Here is a 15,963-nt window from a genome sequence, read left to right as displayed (position 1 = left end):
AGGTGTCGACGGATATGCACACACGATGCACAGCTTCATAAACAGCACCCCCTTTGCGTACTAGCCAGCAACGTTTAACGTCGTCCCGGCGCCGGGCGTACGGGTGCTGTGCGGCACAGGTTGTCAGGATCTTGACTTACGCTCGACGTCGGCTATCGAATGTATGTTCGGATTCGTGGATCAGGGCAGGAGGGAATCCGTGGCGGTCGTCGATGACTTGACGTCGGGCATGGATTCTTCGCCGCCAAGCGAGGACTTCGGACGCCAGCCGCCGCAGGACATGGCGGCTGAGCAGGCGGTGCTGGGCGGCATGCTGCTCAGCAAGGACGCCATCGCCGACGTCCTCGAACGGCTGCGGCCCGGCGACTTCTACCGGCCCGCCCACCAGAACGTTTACGACGCGATCCTGGACCTCTACGGGCGTGGCGAACCGGCGGACGCGGTGACGGTCGCCGCGGAACTGGACCGCCGCAACCTGCTGCGCCGCATCGGCGGGGCGCCGTATCTGCACACGTTGATTTCGACGGTGCCGACCGCGGCCAACGCGAGCTACTACGCGACCATCGTGGCCGAAAAGGCGCTCCTGCGGCGCCTCGTGGAGGCCGGCACCCGGGTCGTGCAGTACGGCTACGCGGGCGCCGAGGGCGCCGACGTGGCCGAGGTGGTCGACCGCGCGCAGGCCGAGATCTACGAGGTGGCCGAGCGCCGGACGTCGGAGGATTTCGTTCCTCTCGAGGATCTGCTGCAGCCGACCATGGACGAGATCGACGCCATCGCCTCGAACGGCGGTGTCGCGCGCGGTGTCCCGACCGGCTTCACCGAGCTCGACGAGGTGACCAACGGTCTGCATGCCGGGCAGATGATCATCGTGGCGGCCAGGCCTGGAGTCGGGAAGGCGCTCGCGTTGGACACGCCGCTGCCCACGCCAACAGGCTGGACGACGATGGGCGATGTCGCGGTCGGTGATGAGTTGCTCGGCGCCGACGGGCGGCCGACGCGGGTCGTGGCTGCCACTGACGTCATGTTCGACCGGCCGTGCTACGAGGTGGAGTTCTCTGACGGCACAGTGCTCGTCGCCGACGCAGCCCATCAGTGGTTGACCGAAACACGCGCATCGCGAAAATCAGCGCAGGCTGCGGCGGTCGGCTACAACCGGCACAAGAATCAGCGCACCTTTGCGGCGGTGCGAACGACGGCGGAGATTGCCGCAACTCTGCGCTGCGCCGCTCCGGACCGCCGACTGAACCACAGCGTGGTCAACGCGCGTGCACTTGACCTACCGGATCGCGAGTTCCTGGTGCCGCCGTACACGCTCGGCGCCTGGCTTGGGGATGGCACCAGTGCCGCCGCCCAAATCACCACCGCCGATCCCGAAATCATCATGCGAATCGAAGCCGACGGGTTCGTCGCGGTTCCCTCGTCTTCCGCTCTGTACCGCTATCAGCTGCGCCTACCGGCCGACGCCGAGCCAGCTCCTCGTCAGTGTGTGGTATGCGGCACGGACTTCATTCCTCACACCAGTCAGGTGCGCACCTGCGGACGTTCATGCGGTGGCCGGGCACGGTTTGTCTCGACTCCGGTGCCAGCACCCACCTGTGTTCGCTGCGGGGGTCCGTCGTGCGGGCTGCGGCTGTGCCAGAACTGCCACACGGCCGTAGGGACCTTGCAGGCCCGATTCCGCACACTGGGAGTTCTTGATAACAAGCACATCCCGGTGGAGTACCTGCGGGGGTCGGAGGCGCAGCGGCGTGCCCTGCTCGCCGGCTTGCTCGACACCGATGGAACCGTGACGGCAGGTGGGTCTGTCCAATTTTCAGTCACCAGCCAACGGTTGGCATCCGATGTCGCTGAGTTGGTCGTCAGCCTTGGCTATCGCTGCCAGACCTCGACGAAGCGCGTCCCGTGTCGCTGCGAGTCGTCCAGCATCGCCTACACGCTGACCTTTTCCACTGACGACGCGGTGTTCGCGCTGCGGCGAAAGGCCATGGCGCACAAGGAGCGCCGAGCTGCGGCCGGCAACGTTCGTTCCGGGTCGCGCTTCATTGTGGACGTTCGCCCGATCGAGACAGTTGCTGTGCGTTGCGTCGAGGTGGACAACGACAGCCACATGTACCTTGCGGGCAAGGCAATGGTCCCCACGCATAACTCCACGCTGGGGCTCGACTTCCTGCGGTCATGCTCGATCAAGCACCGCATGGCCAGCGTCATCTTCTCGCTGGAGATGAGCAAGTCCGAGATCGTCATGCGGCTGCTGTCGGCGGAAGCGAAAATCAAACTCGCCGACATGCGGTCCGGTCGCATGAGCGACGAAGACTGGACGCGGCTGGCGCGGCGGATGAGCGAAATCAGCGAGGCGCCACTGTATATCGACGACTCGCCCAACCTGACCATGATGGAGATCCGTGCCAAGGCACGCCGGCTACGCCAGAAATCCGATCTGCGTCTGGTGGTGGTCGATTATCTGCAGCTGATGTCGTCGGGAAAGAAAGTCGAGTCACGGCAGCTCGAGGTGTCCGAATTCTCGCGCCAACTCAAGCTTCTGGCCAAGGAGCTGGAGGTGCCCGTCGTCGCGATCAGCCAGCTGAACCGCGGCCCCGAGCAGCGTACTGACAAGAAGCCCATGCTGTCCGACCTTCGCGAATCGGGATCCTTGGAGCAGGATGCCGACATGGTGATCCTGCTGAACCGCCCGGACGCGTTCGAGCGCGACGATCCACGCGGGGGAGAGGCGGATTTCATTCTCGCCAAACACCGCAACGGCCCCACCAAGACGGTGACGGTTGCACACCAGCTGCACCTGTCACGGTTCACCAACATGGCGCGGTGACCTCTGAGTAGTCTTGTAGGTTCCAGTTCTGAGTGGCGGAATTCCAAACTTGATGACGTAAAAGTGGCGGATCGGCCACGAAGGTCGGAAGCAGGTTATAGCACTAAGCTTGGGTCTCACCCGTTGGCGTGACCCCATCCTCCCGCGGTTGGATGCCGTCCGAAACCCTGCTCACCCTCGGAGCACACCTCAACAGGAGGGGCTGGACCGACACCGACATCCACGCGGTCCTAGGCGGCAACTTTGTCCGGGTGGCTCAGACGGCCTGGCGGGCATGAGTGCAGCAGTCCCCCACCGGGGGAGCGGCGCCGAACGCCAGCTCGCCAACCACTCGCCGATCACTGGCGGCCGGAAGGTACCGCTCCTGACACCTGTCAGGTCGTGGCGTCGTCAGGGTGTGCGCGCACAGCGGGGAGCGGCACGCGCTTGCCGTCGTGTGCTCGGTGGCGGTTCGGTCGGCGCGTCAACAGCTGATCGCGCGGGCCACGCTGTTGGCGTGGATCCCTGCGGCGACCAGGAAGATGGCCGCGACAAACACCGTTCCCAGCACCAAAAGGCAGATGTCCCAAGGCGAGCGCCGCTGAATCGCCGCGCCGGCACACAGAAGCAGGCTCACCACTTGCACCGAGCCATAACCGAACAGCATCCAGGTAAAGCCTGCCGTTTGCGAGGCATACCAGCGCGGCAGACAGGAGAACGCATCCTCGTCACGAAACCCGAAGGTCGAATTGGGTTGCAGCTGGTGATGAATCGCTAAGACGTAGCCATCGACGATGGTGCTTAACAGCAACACCGTGACTCCGCACGCGCCGACAGCACAGACCCAGCCCACCATCGTCATGCCGCGGCCAGAAAATGGCGCATTAAAGTCGCGGGCCTCGAGGCTCTCGCGCACGGCGCGGCGGTGATCAGAACGGTCATCGGGGACGGCTCGGGCGGCCCTGCTGGCTAGGACCGAAGTCCAGATGACTAGACCTATCCACGCGAAAAGCCCGCCGCCGCCGATGAATGCGACGACGAGCCGCCATCCGTGCCAGGCGGCGGCGAACAGGGCCGCCGCAACGGCGGCGTTGAACAGCACATACAGCGGCGCCGTGCGCGCCGCAGCGTGATTGCCCGCCAGCCACGCTCGCTCACTGCGCATAGTCGAGGGCGTCTTAATGCCGTGGCCCCGCCACCCGTATCCATTGGGCTCAGCAAGTGCAACCGACCCGCGCGAAGCGCGCCAGCAGCTGTACATCAGCAACACGCTCATACCGGCCAGGGCGGCCGCGATGACGGCAGCCCAAAGCAGCGCCTGCCAAACCACCGCGTCCATGGGACCGTCCTGTCCGGGAACGTTTGGGTCAGGGGCTCAACCCCTGGTGTGAGGATAGCCGCCGTGCTCAGCGCGACACCGAGCATCGATGTGCGCGTCCGGTGGCTCTGACGGTACGGTTCGCCGCAGATAATTCTCGGTTACCCATCGACTACGACGTGTAGTAGTGCTTCACTGAGAGCATGAGCAACGACGCTTTCACCATGTCGCTCCGGCCGCTGGTGCGCCGCGGCGGTGGCCGCCGGAGGCTGCAGATAACGCTCGGGCTGCTCTCGGTCATCCCGTTCCTATCGGGTTTGGCCGGGATGCTGGCGGGCCCGAAAGTATTACCGGGCATGACGGGTCCGTTGAATCCCACCGCCGACAGTGAGTACCGATTCTTAAGCGCATTCTGGCTCGCCACCGCGCCGGTCATCTGGTCAGCCATCCCTCACATCGAACAACGCACCAGCCTCGTCCGTCGTCTGACCGCGGTGGTCTTCGCCGGCGGCCTGGCGCGCTTGCTCTCGTGGCGGACGACAGGCCGTCCGCATGCAGTTTTCATCGCGGCGATCGTGCTGGAGTTAGTCGGCATTCCAGCGGTGATGGCGTGGCAATCGCGAGTCGCGCGCCTCGCCCACGATTCGCTGCACTGACCGGACACGGGACTGTCGCGCCGAATTATCGGCGTACGCGCGGAGCGAAATAGCTTGGTATCCAACAAGGTAACGAATAGGGCGATGCTTACCGGTAACCCTGCATATTCGTTCCGTGCATATTCCTACCGCGGGCCCGTGGTGACATAGTGGATCTTCGGCCGGTAGGGGACCGGGAGAATGTCTGCGGCGGGCAACTTCGCCGATCGGCTTACTGTTGGATCCGGCCGGCTATCATCTCGGTCCACTCGGTGACATATTCCTCGTCGGTGGTGTCGATGTGGTTGGAGTGCAACATGATTCGGGAGGTGCTTCTGCCGACCAGGGCATCGACGCCAATTATGGCGATCCTCCCGGCCTCGGTGCTGTCCAGGCTGGATGCGCAGGTATTGATCCAGTCGCCGAGTTCGCTGTAGAGGCCGTCGATCAGCGCGGCATAGGCGTCGTTGAGGCGCGGTGATTCCTCGGCCGGGGTGCGGGCAACGACTTTCAGGAATTCGGTCTCTTGGTCGAGCACGCTCATCAGATACCGGCACAGCAGCGACAATTCAGTGCGCAGGTCGCCGCGGCCGGCGAACAGTGCGCTGATGTCGTGCATGGCGCGGCGTCGATCGAGTTGGCGGTCGATCACCGCAGTTAGGAGTTCCTGTTTGGACTTGAAGTGGTTGTAGAGCGCTCCGCACCCGGGTACCAGGCCGGCTGCTTTCTCGATCTGGTTGACGCTGGTCGCGCGGTAGCCCTGTTGACCGAAGAGCCGCATCGCCTCAGTGACCAGCCGTTCCTTTGTCGTGGTCTCCACCCTTGACCGCCTTATAAGTAGTCGCTTATATTCGGTATTAGGTTACTATATCAAGCGCTGGGGCGCTGGGAGGAGGCCGCGATGACCGAGACCGGGGCGCCGGTACCGCGCGGCCGTCTGAGCCGCACGATGCCGATGGCCGGGTTCACAGCCCGCGCCGCCGGCGGACGGATGCTGGCCGGGCTAAGGGAAAAAGCCGGCGACGCCGGAGCGGTGCAGCGATTCCACGAGCGCACCGCCGAGCGCTACGTCGAGCTGCTTGGCCACTCCAAGGGTGTGCTGATGAAGGCCGGCCAGATGCTCTCCATGGTCGACGCCGGCGCGCTGGGCGCCGGTGAATTGTCCCCGTATCAACAGGCGCTGACACGGCTCCAGGCTGACGCCCCGCCGATGGACTCCGCGCTGGCCCTGGAGGTCCTGCAGGCTCAGCTGGGCCAGCCGGTGGACGCGGTGTTCGCTGACTTCACCGCCGAACCCATGGCCGCGGCCTCGATTGGTCAGGTCCATCGCGGTGTGCTGCTGGACGGCCGCCAGGTTGCCGTCAAGATCCAATATCCTGGTGTGGCACAAGCCATTCAGGACGACCTTGCCAACACCGAACTACTGAGCACTCTATTTCGGCTCACTGCCGGTGCATTTGGCGCGGCGATGCCCGACATCGACAGTGCCTCAGCCGAAATTGCCGACCGCATCTCCGAAGAGGTCGACTACCGGCGCGAAGCCGCCAACATCACTGTTTTCGCCGAGCTGTACCGTGGGCATCCCTTCATCCGGGTACCCGAGGTCATTGCCGAGGCATGCTCGGATCAGGTGCTGACCATGACCTACCTCGACGGGATGGACTGGGCTGCAGCACAACACGCCGATCAGGATCTCAAAAACACTTGGGCGGAAGTGATCGCCCGATTCGTGTTCGGCTCCTATCGGCACGCCAACCTATTCCACGCCGACCCACACCCGGGCAATTACCGCTTTGGAGCCGACGGCACCGTCGGGTTCGTCGACTTCGGATGCGTCAAACACCTGACCGAGCCACAACGCCAACGCATCGTCAAAGTCGTGCGCGCTGCCGTCGACGGCCGCAAGGACGACCTGCGCGAGATCATGATCGACAGCGGCTTCTTTACCGCCGATTCCGCACTCACCGCCGAGGACACCTATCAGTGGTGGCAGGGCATCCTGTACGAAACGATGGACAGCCAGCCGGCGACCTACACCGAACACGCCTCAGCGCGTGCCATCCAGTTTCTGCTTGATGTCCGCGCCCCTGATCACCCGATGCGCCAGATGTCCATCCCACCCGACCTGGTGTTCTTCTCCCGGATAAACCTGTCCATGAACGCCGTGTTCTCCGCGCTGCGCGCCTGCATCTACAACCGAGGCCTGCTCGACGATATGGATGGCGTCGCATCGCCGGTTACCGAGCTGGGCCGCCAACACCTCGCCTGGGTCCGGCGGCGGGGTCTGCCGTTGGGAGTTGACAACCATGACCAGCCCTGACGTCGCCAGCATTCGGCTGCCCTGGGACGCCGCCGACCCCTATCCGTTCTACGAGACGCGGCGCAGCGAGGGGGAGGTGGTGTGGGATGACACCGCCCGGGCGTGGCTCGTGCTGAGCTATGCCGCCGTGCGCGAGGTCCTCGGCGGATCTGGCTGGACGAGTGACCCGCTGGCAAACCCGCTAGCTCGAGCTGCGATTGATCCGCTCAGCGCAGACTTCTTCACGGGTTCCATGTTGTTCGCCGACGGCGCCCGGCACACGCGGCTACGCGCCACGGTGCGCGACGTGTTCACCCGATCGTTCACCGCCAACCTGCGCGCAGGTGTCGAGGCGATCACCGCCGCACTGATCGACGAGCCCGAAGCCGGTGTGCCGTTTGATTTCATGACTGACATCGCGCTGCCCCTACCAATCGCGGTCATCGGCGGCTGGCTGGACATCGAACCCGCCACTGCCAGGTTGTTGCGGGAGCTGTCGCCGGTAATCATCCGCATGCTCGGCGCATTGGCCGATCCCGACGAGATCGCTACCGGCGCGGCAGCTGGGGCCGCGCTGATGGCCGAATTCCTTCCCATGGCCGCTGACCGGCGCACCCACCCTGGCGACGACCTGCTCAGCTTCATCGCCGCCGGCCCCGACATCTCACTCGATGAGGTCGTCGCGACCGCGATGCTCATCGCCGTCGCCGGACACGAAACCACAGCCAATATGCTTGGCGCCGGGATCATTACGCTACTTACCCCCGCCGAGGATGGCAGCCGCATCCTCGACCGGCTTGACCCCGCCGAGCCCGCATTGGTGACCGAGCTGCTTCGACTGCACGGCCCGGTGCAGTCGACGGTGCGCACCGCCACCACCGACCACACGATCGCCGGAACCCGGGTCGCCGCCGGTGACACTGTGCTTGCCGTGATCGCGGCCGCAAACCGCGACCCTGTAGTGTTCGACCAGCCCGACCAGTTTCGGCTCGACCGGCACGGGCCCGCCCCGCTGTCGTTCGGTTACGGGGCGCACTACTGCCTGGGCGCGGCCGTCGCGCAACTCGAACTCTCTACCGCAATACCCAAAATCCTTGACCGACAGCCCGTTCTGGCCGGACCGGTGCATTGGCGGGATACGGCAGCGATCCGCGGCCCTGTGAGCGTTCCCCTGATCTTCACCAGCACGCGAGGTCGCGACCACAAATAAGGGAAAAGTGGGCGATGCGGATCTTCGTGACCGGCGCCACCGGCGCCATTGGCCGCTACGCGGTGCCCGTCCTGGTCGGTGCGGGACACACGGTATCAGCATTGGCCCGCACATCCGCCAAAGCCGCAACGCTCAGCAGCCAAGGGACTCAGGCGGTCTCGGTGTCTCTATTCGACCGCGCCTTAATGTGGCTCTTCGCAATTGAGAGCATGACTGGACATGACACGACGTACACGACCTTTTGGGACGTGACCGACTCGGGCCGGCCGTCGGATAGCCGGAAGCTTCAGGCGTCCGGGTGTTCCCGTCGAGGGAGCGTCGAAGCGGCGGCAGCAGTTTGGGCGTCGCGTTGTGCCCAGCGTTCGGCCCAGGCTTGCACCGGCGGGTATAGGTCGAGCAGGCGGCGTCCCTCGTCGGTCATGGCGTAGCCGCCGTGGCTTTGTTCGATGATGCCGGCGGCGCGCAGCTCTTGGAGGCGGTCGTTAAGTACCGATGAGCTGATGCGCCCGCAGCGCAGCTGAAGCTCGCGGAAGGTGATCGCGTCAACGCGCAGTTCCCAGATGATGCGCAGGGCCCACCGTCGCCCTAGCAGGTCGAGCAGGGCCATGATCGGCTCACCGCTGGTAGAGCCGCGCACGGGGTGGTTGGGACGAGGGACGTCCGTCTTGTCTGCGACCAATTGTGCTTCTCTTTCCGAAGCGCTAACGTTACGCTTCGTATTCCGAAGCAGGAGCGTAGCCGATGGTTGAGCAGGTCGCACGCATAGCGCCTTTGGGGCCGCCGTACGAGCCGGGGCTTGAGGCGCTGTTGGAGAAGTGGATGCCGCCGGGCAGCGGCATGCAGCCGCTGGCATTGTTTCGCGTCCTGGGCCGTTAATTTTGGCGCGGCTCACGGGAATGACAGACGTCGGGATTGGGTTGGTGCACACGTGAAAGCGATCGGTTATACCGAGTTCGGCGGTCCAGAAGTCTTGCATGTTTTGGAGCTCCCGGAACCTCATGCCGGGCCTGGGCAGGTTCGGGTCCATGTGCAGGCGGCAGCGGTCAGTCCTGCCGACACGGCGGCTCGATCGGGGTGGATGAAACACAACTATGCACCGCAAACTCTGCCGGGGGGCAGCTACCCCGAACCGCCATACGTGCCGGGGTGGGACTTTTGCGGCGTTGTCGACGAAGCCCCCGACGGTATCTCGGTTCGGTTGGGCGAGAAGGTGATCGGGCTTGCGCTCAGCCCGATGGGTAGCGTCGGCGCCTACGCACAATACGTTGTGACCGATGTGCGTTCGGTCGTGAGGGCACCGAGCAACGCCGCTGCGGTGGAGGCGTCGACACTTCTGATGAACGCGGTCACCGCTTACGCCATGCTCGAAGCACTGGCCATTCCCGCTGGCGGCACCGTCGCTGTCACCGGCGCGGCCGGCGCTCTGGGCGGGTACGCCGTCCAACTCGCCAAACATCATGGGCTGCAGGTGATTGCCGATGCCGCCGACGCGGATCGCGAACTCGTCCATGAGTTGGGGGCCGATGTAGTCGTCGGACGCGGCGAAGGTCTGGCCGAGCGCGTCCGCGATGCGTTTCCTGCCGGGGTCGACGGGGTCGTTGATGCCGCGCTGTACACCAATGACGTGGTTGCCGCGATCCGCGACGGCGGTGCGGTCACCTCGGCCCGCCAACACGTCGGCTCCAATGAACGCGCGATCAGATGGCATGTGGTCTCAGTCGATCAGCACACCACCCGCACCGACGTGCTCACCACGGTGCGTGATCTCGCCGAAGCCGGCGTACTGACCCTGCGGGTTGCCGGCACCCTGCCCGCCGAACAGGCAGCTGAGGCTCACCGCCGCCTGGAAGCCGGCGGACTCCGAGGCCGACTCGTCCTGACCTGGTAACGCATCTGCAGCGCGCATCCGCGCCGTTGCGCATCGCTCAATGACGTGGAGAGGAGAGCGAAATGGCATGCAAGGCCGTCACCGCTACCACATCTGATGCCGAGCAAGCTGTCGACATCTCCGGTCTGCTAACGCCGATATGGGTGAACTCGCTGCGCCTACCCAACCGTTTCGCGTTGGCGCCGATGACCCGATACGCGACACCGGACGGGATTCCCACCACCGAGTATCTGGGATACTTTCGGCGCCGCGCCGCCGGAGGCATGGGCTGTTGATCACCGAGTCGGCCCTGATCCCCGATCCCAGTACCGCGATGGACCTTGACATGGTCACCTACTTCCGCCGCGAGGCGGCGGCAGGGTGGAAAGCGGTAGTCGAAAGCCGTCCACGAGGAAGGCGCGGCGATCTTCTCCCAACTACTGCACGCCGGCGTGTACCGCGGACCCAGCCCCACGGTTTTCCCCGACGTCCCGACAGCAAGCCCCTCAGGCATCGACTTCTACGGTAGCCCAATCGGACAAGCGCTGAGCGCCAACGACATTGACCGGATCATCGGCAACTATGTGGCAGCAGCGCGGGATGCCCGCAGTGCGGGGTTTGATGGCATCGAAGTGCACGGCGCCCACGGCTATCTGCCCGATCTGTTCCTCTGGGACCGCACAAACCGGCGCGCCGATTCCTACGGCGGCGACCTGGCCGACAGAACGCGGTTTGCCGTCGAACTGATCAGCGCCCTGCGCAGTGAACTAGGCCCCCAAACACCGATCAGCCTCCGGTTCTCCCAATGGAAAGCTGACCTGTATGACGCCCGCATCGCCGACAGCCCGCAAGAACTGGAAACGCTGCTGGGGCCGCTGGCGTCGGCCGGGGTCGACGTCTTTCACCCCTCCACCCGCCGCCACAACGAACCCGCATTCCCCGAACTCAACGGCACCGACGCCGAACTGAGCCTAGCCGGATGGACCAAGAAGATCACCGCGCAACCGACGATTACGGTCGGATCGATTGGCCTGACCAAAACCATTGAGGGCCAAGGCGACACCGCTGACGGCCACGCCGATATCGTCTCGCTGGACACCCTAGTCGACCAGTACGAACGCGGCGAATTCGACATCGCCGCCGTCGGACGCGCCGCGTTGGCCAACCCCGATTTCGTCGACAAGATCCGCGCCGGACGCCAGCAAGAGCTGATCCCCTACAACCAGCACCACCACAAACTCACCTTGCGCTGACCCGTGACAGGAAGGAACGCCACGATGCGCGTCTACCGGTTCAACAACTCAGCGGGACTGGCCGTGAGTCGGCGTTGGCGATTACTGATGCCGGTGCGGCTGTGTCATTGATGGCGACATCGTCGCCGTGTTGGCCGATTTCGACGAGGCGCGCGCCAGGGTGATGCGGCGCCTTCGGTGGTGGCCTGGCCGAAGCGGGAATATCGTTCACGATGAGCATTCCACCGTCAACGAGCAGTTCTACGCCGGTGATGAATCCGGCGTTGTCGGAGGCGAGGAGCTGCGCAAGTTTCAAAAGGCCATGTCGTAGCACACCCAGAGCAGCGGGCCGACCAGTATCAACGCCAGCAGGGTGACGCCACCGATGATCCGCCACGTAATGGTCGAGCGGAATGTCATCGCCGTCACCGCCGAAGCGGTCGCCAGCACCATCAACACGGCCGCGATCACGACTTCGGTGCGCGCTGACTGCACTGCGGCTTCGGACAGCGGTGGGAAGAACCCGGCTTGAACTTTGAACTCCAGAGCGCGATCGCTCTCGGCAATCAGCAACAGAGCAAGCGCGAGCATCATCGCCGCCAGCCCAACCAGTGACAGGCATGCCCCAAAGATATTGCGGTTGCGGGGGTCTATCGGGCCCGTGTACTGGGGCATCTCGTCCACAACCCAGATCGTAGGGGCTAGATCAACGGCCACGGGTGAGCGAAGGCCGTACCGCGGTGTACTTGTACAGCGCGATGAGGTGGCTGGTCTTTCGCCGCTGAGCGTGAGCCGGCGCCAAAGTTGTTGGCCGAGGTGTAGCCCCTGCGTGACCTTCCCGCGACGGCGACGCAGGACGCTCAACACGTGACGATATTCGCGGCCATCGCCGCGCTCACGATGGCAGCCTGCATCGGCTATTACCTCGGGCGGCGCGCGGCGTCGACGCCGCCGAGTTGGAAGAAGCGAACGAGTCGGATCGCGCTGGGCAGGCAAGCCTTCAACCTGCTCGCGATGATCACGGCCCGCCGGATCCAGCAGCGGTTCCAGCCCGAGCGTGTCCGCTCCGGCATGAGCGCCAAATTTAGGTTCAGAGCTATTGCGCCGCTTCACGTTCGACACGGCGGCGCGGCGCGGTTGCGGACCTACTAGGGTGCACTGGTATGGCTGCACTGCAGGGCAAAGTCGCTTTGGTGACCGGAGCATCGTCGGGCCTGGGCGCCGAAACGGCACAGCTGTTTTCACGCGAGGGCGCAACGGTTTTCGGTATCGGTCGCGACGCGGATCGCTTGGCCGCCGTGTTCTCCGCCGTCGAACGCGGCGGATTCGCCTCGGTGGACGTCGGATCGGCGCGGGCCTGCCAAGACGCGGTCGAGCAGTGTGTCCGTGATTTCGGTGGACTCGATGTCCTTGTCAACGTCGCCGGGCGACACCAAATGCGCCGCACGGAATCGATGACCGATGACGACTGGGAACAAGACCTTGCGGTCAACCTCAACGGGCCGTTCTACCTCTGCCGAGCGGCGCTGTCTCACCTTCTGAAACGCGGCGGCAACATCGTCAACGTCAGCTCCATCGCCGGCGTCGAGGGACAGGCGTATTCGGCCGGTTACTGCGCCGCTAAGCATGGGCTGATCGGCCTGACCCGTGCCTTGGCCGTGGAGTACACCGCGGATCGGTTGCGCGTCAACGCCGTATGTCCCGGCGGCATGCTCACTCCGCAGATCGAACAATTCAGCGCGCCCGACGATCCCAACTACGACCTGATCCTGCGCACGGCCTCACCGCGGGGCATGATGCAACCCCTCGAGGTCGCGAACGTGATCGCCTTCCTCGCCAGCGACGGCGCGGCCGCGATCCACGGCGCTGTCTATCGGGTCGACAACGGCAAAGGCGCCGGGTAAGCGTTGGCTACCAGAGCAGCGCGTCGAACATGAGCGCTGTGCCGGCGGCGGTGGACGCCTGGTAGAGCGGTTCCCATCGAAACGGCCGCGGGGTGGTCGGCACCAGGGTCATCCGGCGTTCGCCGAGGAAGCGGTACGACCAATACAGTGCAACCGCGGCAAACCCGGCCATCAGGATCCAGTTCGCCGCCGCTACCCAAGAGAGTCCGATCGTTACCGAAGGCATGTCGTGTGGGGGCAGCTTCATGCCCGCCATGTCAGGCCGTGGGTGAAGGTGTGTGGGAACGCCCGGCACGACTCCACTCATCAGCGCGTACATCCAGGCCATCGCCCCCATCATCGCCGCGTAGTAGCACGTTTTCAGTCGCTGACGGGATACCGGTTTGGCCCACACGGCAGCGCACAAGAACCAGACCCCGGCGAGGAGAAAAAACAGAATCGGCCCTGTCGCCGGGAGGCCGAGCCCAACGCGCCACACCATCAAAACCATCGCCAGCGACATCGTCAGGTGTATCAGGTGGTTGACTTTCCCCATCCATTGATCGCGTTGTGCAACAGCGACATACGCGTACATCGCGACGCTCACGCCGAATAGGACGGTGACGACCCAGCGCAGCGCCGGGTCGCCGATCATGGCATGCAACATCGTGACCTCACGAACGCCGCCTGCCGTGCCGCAACCGTGCAGCCACGGAGCTGCGTTCGTCCATGGCGCCACCGTACCCCTACGGGGTATTTGATCCAACCGCCATCGGGGGTGTCGACGACTGGTGTTCGCGCCCGACTGCTGTAACGGTTTGGGGACGTTTCGGTCACCCCGCGACACGTCATGCGGCACCACGGCTCTCGTGGTTGACAATTCGGGGCATGACGCAATCGCGGGAGTCCGACGATGGCGCGTGAAATCTCGCGGCAGGCGTTTCTGCGGGGCGCCGCCGGGGCGTTGGCCGCCGGCGCTGTCCTGGGCGCGCCCCGGGTGGCCGCCGATCCGAGACCTACCGGATGGGAGGGCCTATCCACCGCCCTCGGCGGCAAGGTGCTGCTTCCGGATAGCCCCCAATTCGCCGGGGCCAAACAGGTTTTCAATACCAACTACAACGGGTTGACGCCGGCGGCGGTCGTCACCCCGACCTCGGCGGCCGACGTGCAGAAGGCGATGGCATTCGCGGCCGCCCACAATCTCAAGGTCGCCCCACGCAGCGGCGGGCACTCCTACATCGGCGCGTCGACCGCCAACGGCGCCATGGTGCTCGACCTGCGTCAACTGCCCGGGGAAGCCAACTACGACGCTGCCACAGGCCAGGTGACGGTGACGCCGGCCACGAGTCTGTACACGATGCACCGGACGTTGGCCGCGGCCGGCCGCGGCGTGCCAACCGGCACTTGTCCATCGGTCGGTGCCGCGGGACACGCGCTGGGCGGCGGCATGGGGTCCCAGTCCCGGCATGCGGGCCTGCTTTGCGACCAGTTGACGTCGGCGTCGGTGGTGCTGCCCAGCGGTCAGGTGGTGACAGCGTCCGCCGCCAGCAACCCCGACCTGTTCTGGGCGCTGCGCGGCGGCGGTGGCGGGAACTTCGGGGTGACGACCTCGCTCACGTTCTCCACGTTTCCCACCAAGGACGTCGACGTCGTCAACCTCAACTTCCCGCCACAGTCGTTCGCGCAGGTCCTCGTCGGTTGGCAGAACTGGCTACGAACCGCCGACCGCAACAGTTGGGCATTGGCGGACGCCACCGTCGACGCGATGGGCATGCATTGCCGAATCCTGGCGACCTGCCCCGCCGGGTCGGGGAGCAGCGCCGCGGCCGCGATTACTCAAGCGGTGGGCTTGCAGCCGTCGGGTACCGAAAACCACACGTTCAACTACATGGATTTGGTGAACTATCTGGCCGTCGGGAACCTCAACCCGTCTCCGCTCGGGTATGTCGGCGGATCCGACGTGTTCGCCACCGTCAACGCGGGAGTGGCACAGGGGATCGCCTCGGCGGTCAATGCCTTTCCCCGCGGAGCCGGCCGCATGTTGGCCATCATGCACGCACTGGACGGCGCCCTCGCCACGGTGGCGCCAGGCGCCACCGCCTTTCCCTGGCGACGTCAGTCGGCGCTGGTGCAGTGGTATGTGGAGACCGGCGATCCGGCGGCCGCTACCAATTGGCTCAGCACGGCACATCAAGCGGTGCAACCATATTCGGTGGGCGGCTATGTGAATTACATCGAGGCCAACCAGCCGCCCTCTCGTTACTTCGGCCCGAACCTCTCACAGCTGAGCGCCGTACGGCAGAAATACGATCCGGGGCGGGTCATGTATTCGGGGCTGAATTTCTAACCGCCGAACGCCACCGAACGCCGGCGCCGTGGGCAGCCGAACCGCGATGGTTAGCGGGGCTTGACACCGGGTACCTCCAGTGTGTCTGCGGCAAGTTTTTAGGGGGATGGCGAATGGCAATCGAGCACGGTCGTGCACGGTGCCCACGGTGCATGGCGTGGGCGCAGTACCGGTTTCTTGAACGTAATGACGCCAAGCTCGAGTATCAGGTGCACTGCGATGCGTGCGGGAACCTGTACTCGGAGGTGACCATCGCGTCGAGGGTCACCACGCCGGCCGCCTGAGCGACGCTCGACCACCCTTCCACGCCGAGACGGCGGTTACGACCTGCTACGTTACGGATCTTCGTCCTGGTGTAAGGTCTGG

Annotated in this window: 15 protein-coding genes and 3 pseudogenes; 13 read left to right on the top strand and 5 right to left on the bottom strand. The window is 64.8% G+C overall.

Annotated features, from left to right (window positions below):
* The first annotated feature begins 199 nt into the window (after positions 1-199).
* Together dnaB and A5753_RS24425 are read left to right on the top strand one after the other, a co-directional pair.
* Positions 200-2,827 (top strand): replicative DNA helicase, encoded by a 2,628-nt coding sequence (dnaB, locus tag A5753_RS18325; RefSeq protein WP_067131387.1) that lies wholly within the window; start codon positions 200-202, stop codon positions 2,825-2,827.
* A 149-nt stretch (positions 2,828-2,976) separates the two neighbouring features.
* Positions 2,977-3,105, top strand: a pseudogene (locus tag A5753_RS24425) (membrane dipeptidase); the annotation flags it as partial.
* 185 nt (positions 3,106-3,290) lie between these two features.
* Here A5753_RS24425 and A5753_RS18320 read toward each other — a convergent pair.
* Positions 3,291-4,145: a hypothetical protein gene (locus A5753_RS18320; RefSeq protein WP_067131190.1), complete on the bottom strand. Its 855-nt coding sequence runs from the start codon at positions 4,143-4,145 to the stop codon at positions 3,291-3,293.
* A 182-nt stretch (positions 4,146-4,327) separates the two neighbouring features.
* Here A5753_RS18320 and A5753_RS18315 point away from each other — a divergent pair, with 182 nt between their 5' ends.
* Positions 4,328-4,780, top strand: coding sequence for a DUF4345 domain-containing protein (locus tag A5753_RS18315; RefSeq protein ID WP_082971375.1), 453 nt, complete (start codon positions 4,328-4,330; stop codon positions 4,778-4,780).
* A 211-nt stretch (positions 4,781-4,991) separates the two neighbouring features.
* On the opposite strand, the gene A5753_RS18310 is transcribed toward A5753_RS18315, so the two are convergent.
* The gene (locus tag A5753_RS18310) at positions 4,992-5,540 is read right to left on the bottom strand and encodes a TetR/AcrR family transcriptional regulator (RefSeq protein WP_067131381.1); all 549 of its coding nucleotides are present in this window, start codon (positions 5,538-5,540) and stop codon (positions 4,992-4,994) included.
* A gap of 120 nt (positions 5,541-5,660) precedes the next feature.
* On the opposite strand from A5753_RS18310, the gene A5753_RS18305 reads away from it, so the two are divergent.
* The 3 genes and pseudogenes from A5753_RS18305 to A5753_RS25245 all read left to right on the top strand — a co-directional run.
* Entirely contained in the window at positions 5,661-7,079 is a 1,419-nt protein-coding gene (locus tag A5753_RS18305; protein ID WP_082971374.1) for an AarF/ABC1/UbiB kinase family protein, read from the top strand.
* On the top strand, positions 7,066-8,268 hold the full coding sequence (locus A5753_RS18300; RefSeq protein ID WP_067131186.1) for a cytochrome P450: 1,203 nt from the start codon (positions 7,066-7,068) through the stop codon (positions 8,266-8,268). The genes A5753_RS18305 and A5753_RS18300 overlap by 14 nt, the downstream gene beginning before the upstream one ends.
* A 14-nt stretch (positions 8,269-8,282) precedes the next feature.
* A pseudogene (locus A5753_RS25245) lies at positions 8,283-8,531 on the top strand (NAD(P)H-binding protein); the annotation flags it as partial.
* Positions 8,532-8,554: 23 nt separating this feature from the next.
* Here the strand turns inward: A5753_RS25245 and A5753_RS25240 are convergent.
* Positions 8,555-8,947 carry a helix-turn-helix domain-containing protein gene (locus A5753_RS25240; protein WP_067131183.1) on the bottom strand — a complete coding sequence of 131 codons (393 nt, stop codon included), beginning with the start codon at positions 8,945-8,947 and terminating at the stop codon, positions 8,555-8,557.
* Positions 8,948-9,009: 62 nt separating this feature from the next.
* Between A5753_RS25240 and A5753_RS25085 the strand changes: the two genes are divergently transcribed.
* From A5753_RS25085 to A5753_RS18280, 4 genes and pseudogenes are all read left to right on the top strand, one after another.
* Entirely contained in the window at positions 9,010-9,144 is a 135-nt protein-coding gene (locus A5753_RS25085) for a hypothetical protein (protein ID WP_255361369.1), read from the top strand.
* Positions 9,145-9,346: 202 nt separating this feature from the next.
* Positions 9,347-10,156, top strand: a complete 810-nt coding sequence (locus tag A5753_RS18290) for a zinc-binding dehydrogenase (protein ID WP_369829335.1) — start codon at positions 9,347-9,349, stop codon at positions 10,154-10,156.
* Positions 10,157-10,218: 62 nt separating this feature from the next.
* Positions 10,219-11,388, top strand: a pseudogene (locus A5753_RS18285) (12-oxophytodienoate reductase).
* Positions 11,389-11,518: 130 nt separating this feature from the next.
* Complete coding sequence (locus A5753_RS18280) at positions 11,519-11,698, top strand: hypothetical protein (protein ID WP_156656156.1); 180 nt, start codon at positions 11,519-11,521, stop codon at positions 11,696-11,698.
* Here the strand turns inward: A5753_RS18280 and A5753_RS18275 are convergent.
* Positions 11,680-12,051, bottom strand: coding sequence for a hypothetical protein (locus A5753_RS18275; RefSeq protein WP_067131174.1), 372 nt, complete (start codon positions 12,049-12,051; stop codon positions 11,680-11,682). The two genes, A5753_RS18280 and A5753_RS18275, sit on opposite strands and share 19 nt — an antisense overlap.
* 183 nt (positions 12,052-12,234) lie before the next feature.
* Here A5753_RS18275 and A5753_RS18270 point away from each other — a divergent pair, with 183 nt between their 5' ends.
* Positions 12,235-12,519, top strand: coding sequence for a hypothetical protein (locus A5753_RS18270; protein WP_067131171.1), 285 nt, complete (start codon positions 12,235-12,237; stop codon positions 12,517-12,519).
* Positions 12,520-12,530: 11 nt separating this feature from the next.
* Positions 12,531-13,271: an SDR family NAD(P)-dependent oxidoreductase gene (locus A5753_RS18265; protein ID WP_067131168.1), complete on the top strand. Its 741-nt coding sequence runs from the start codon at positions 12,531-12,533 to the stop codon at positions 13,269-13,271.
* Between the two features lie 7 nt (positions 13,272-13,278).
* On the opposite strand, the gene A5753_RS18260 is transcribed toward A5753_RS18265, so the two are convergent.
* On the bottom strand, positions 13,279-13,905 hold the full coding sequence (locus A5753_RS18260; RefSeq protein ID WP_067131166.1) for a DUF5134 domain-containing protein: 627 nt from the start codon (positions 13,903-13,905) through the stop codon (positions 13,279-13,281).
* Between the two features lie 258 nt (positions 13,906-14,163).
* On the opposite strand from A5753_RS18260, the gene A5753_RS18255 reads away from it, so the two are divergent.
* Positions 14,164-15,597: an FAD-binding oxidoreductase gene (locus A5753_RS18255; protein WP_067131163.1), complete on the top strand. Its 1,434-nt coding sequence runs from the start codon at positions 14,164-14,166 to the stop codon at positions 15,595-15,597.
* The last annotated feature ends 366 nt before the right edge of the window (positions 15,598-15,963 follow it).

The sequence above is a fragment of the Mycobacterium sp. 852002-51971_SCH5477799-a genome (assembly GCF_001667145.1).
Taxonomy (GTDB): domain Bacteria; phylum Actinomycetota; class Actinomycetes; order Mycobacteriales; family Mycobacteriaceae; genus Mycobacterium.
Note: the sequence above shows the minus strand (reverse complement) of the source record. Positions and strands in the feature narration are given on the sequence as shown.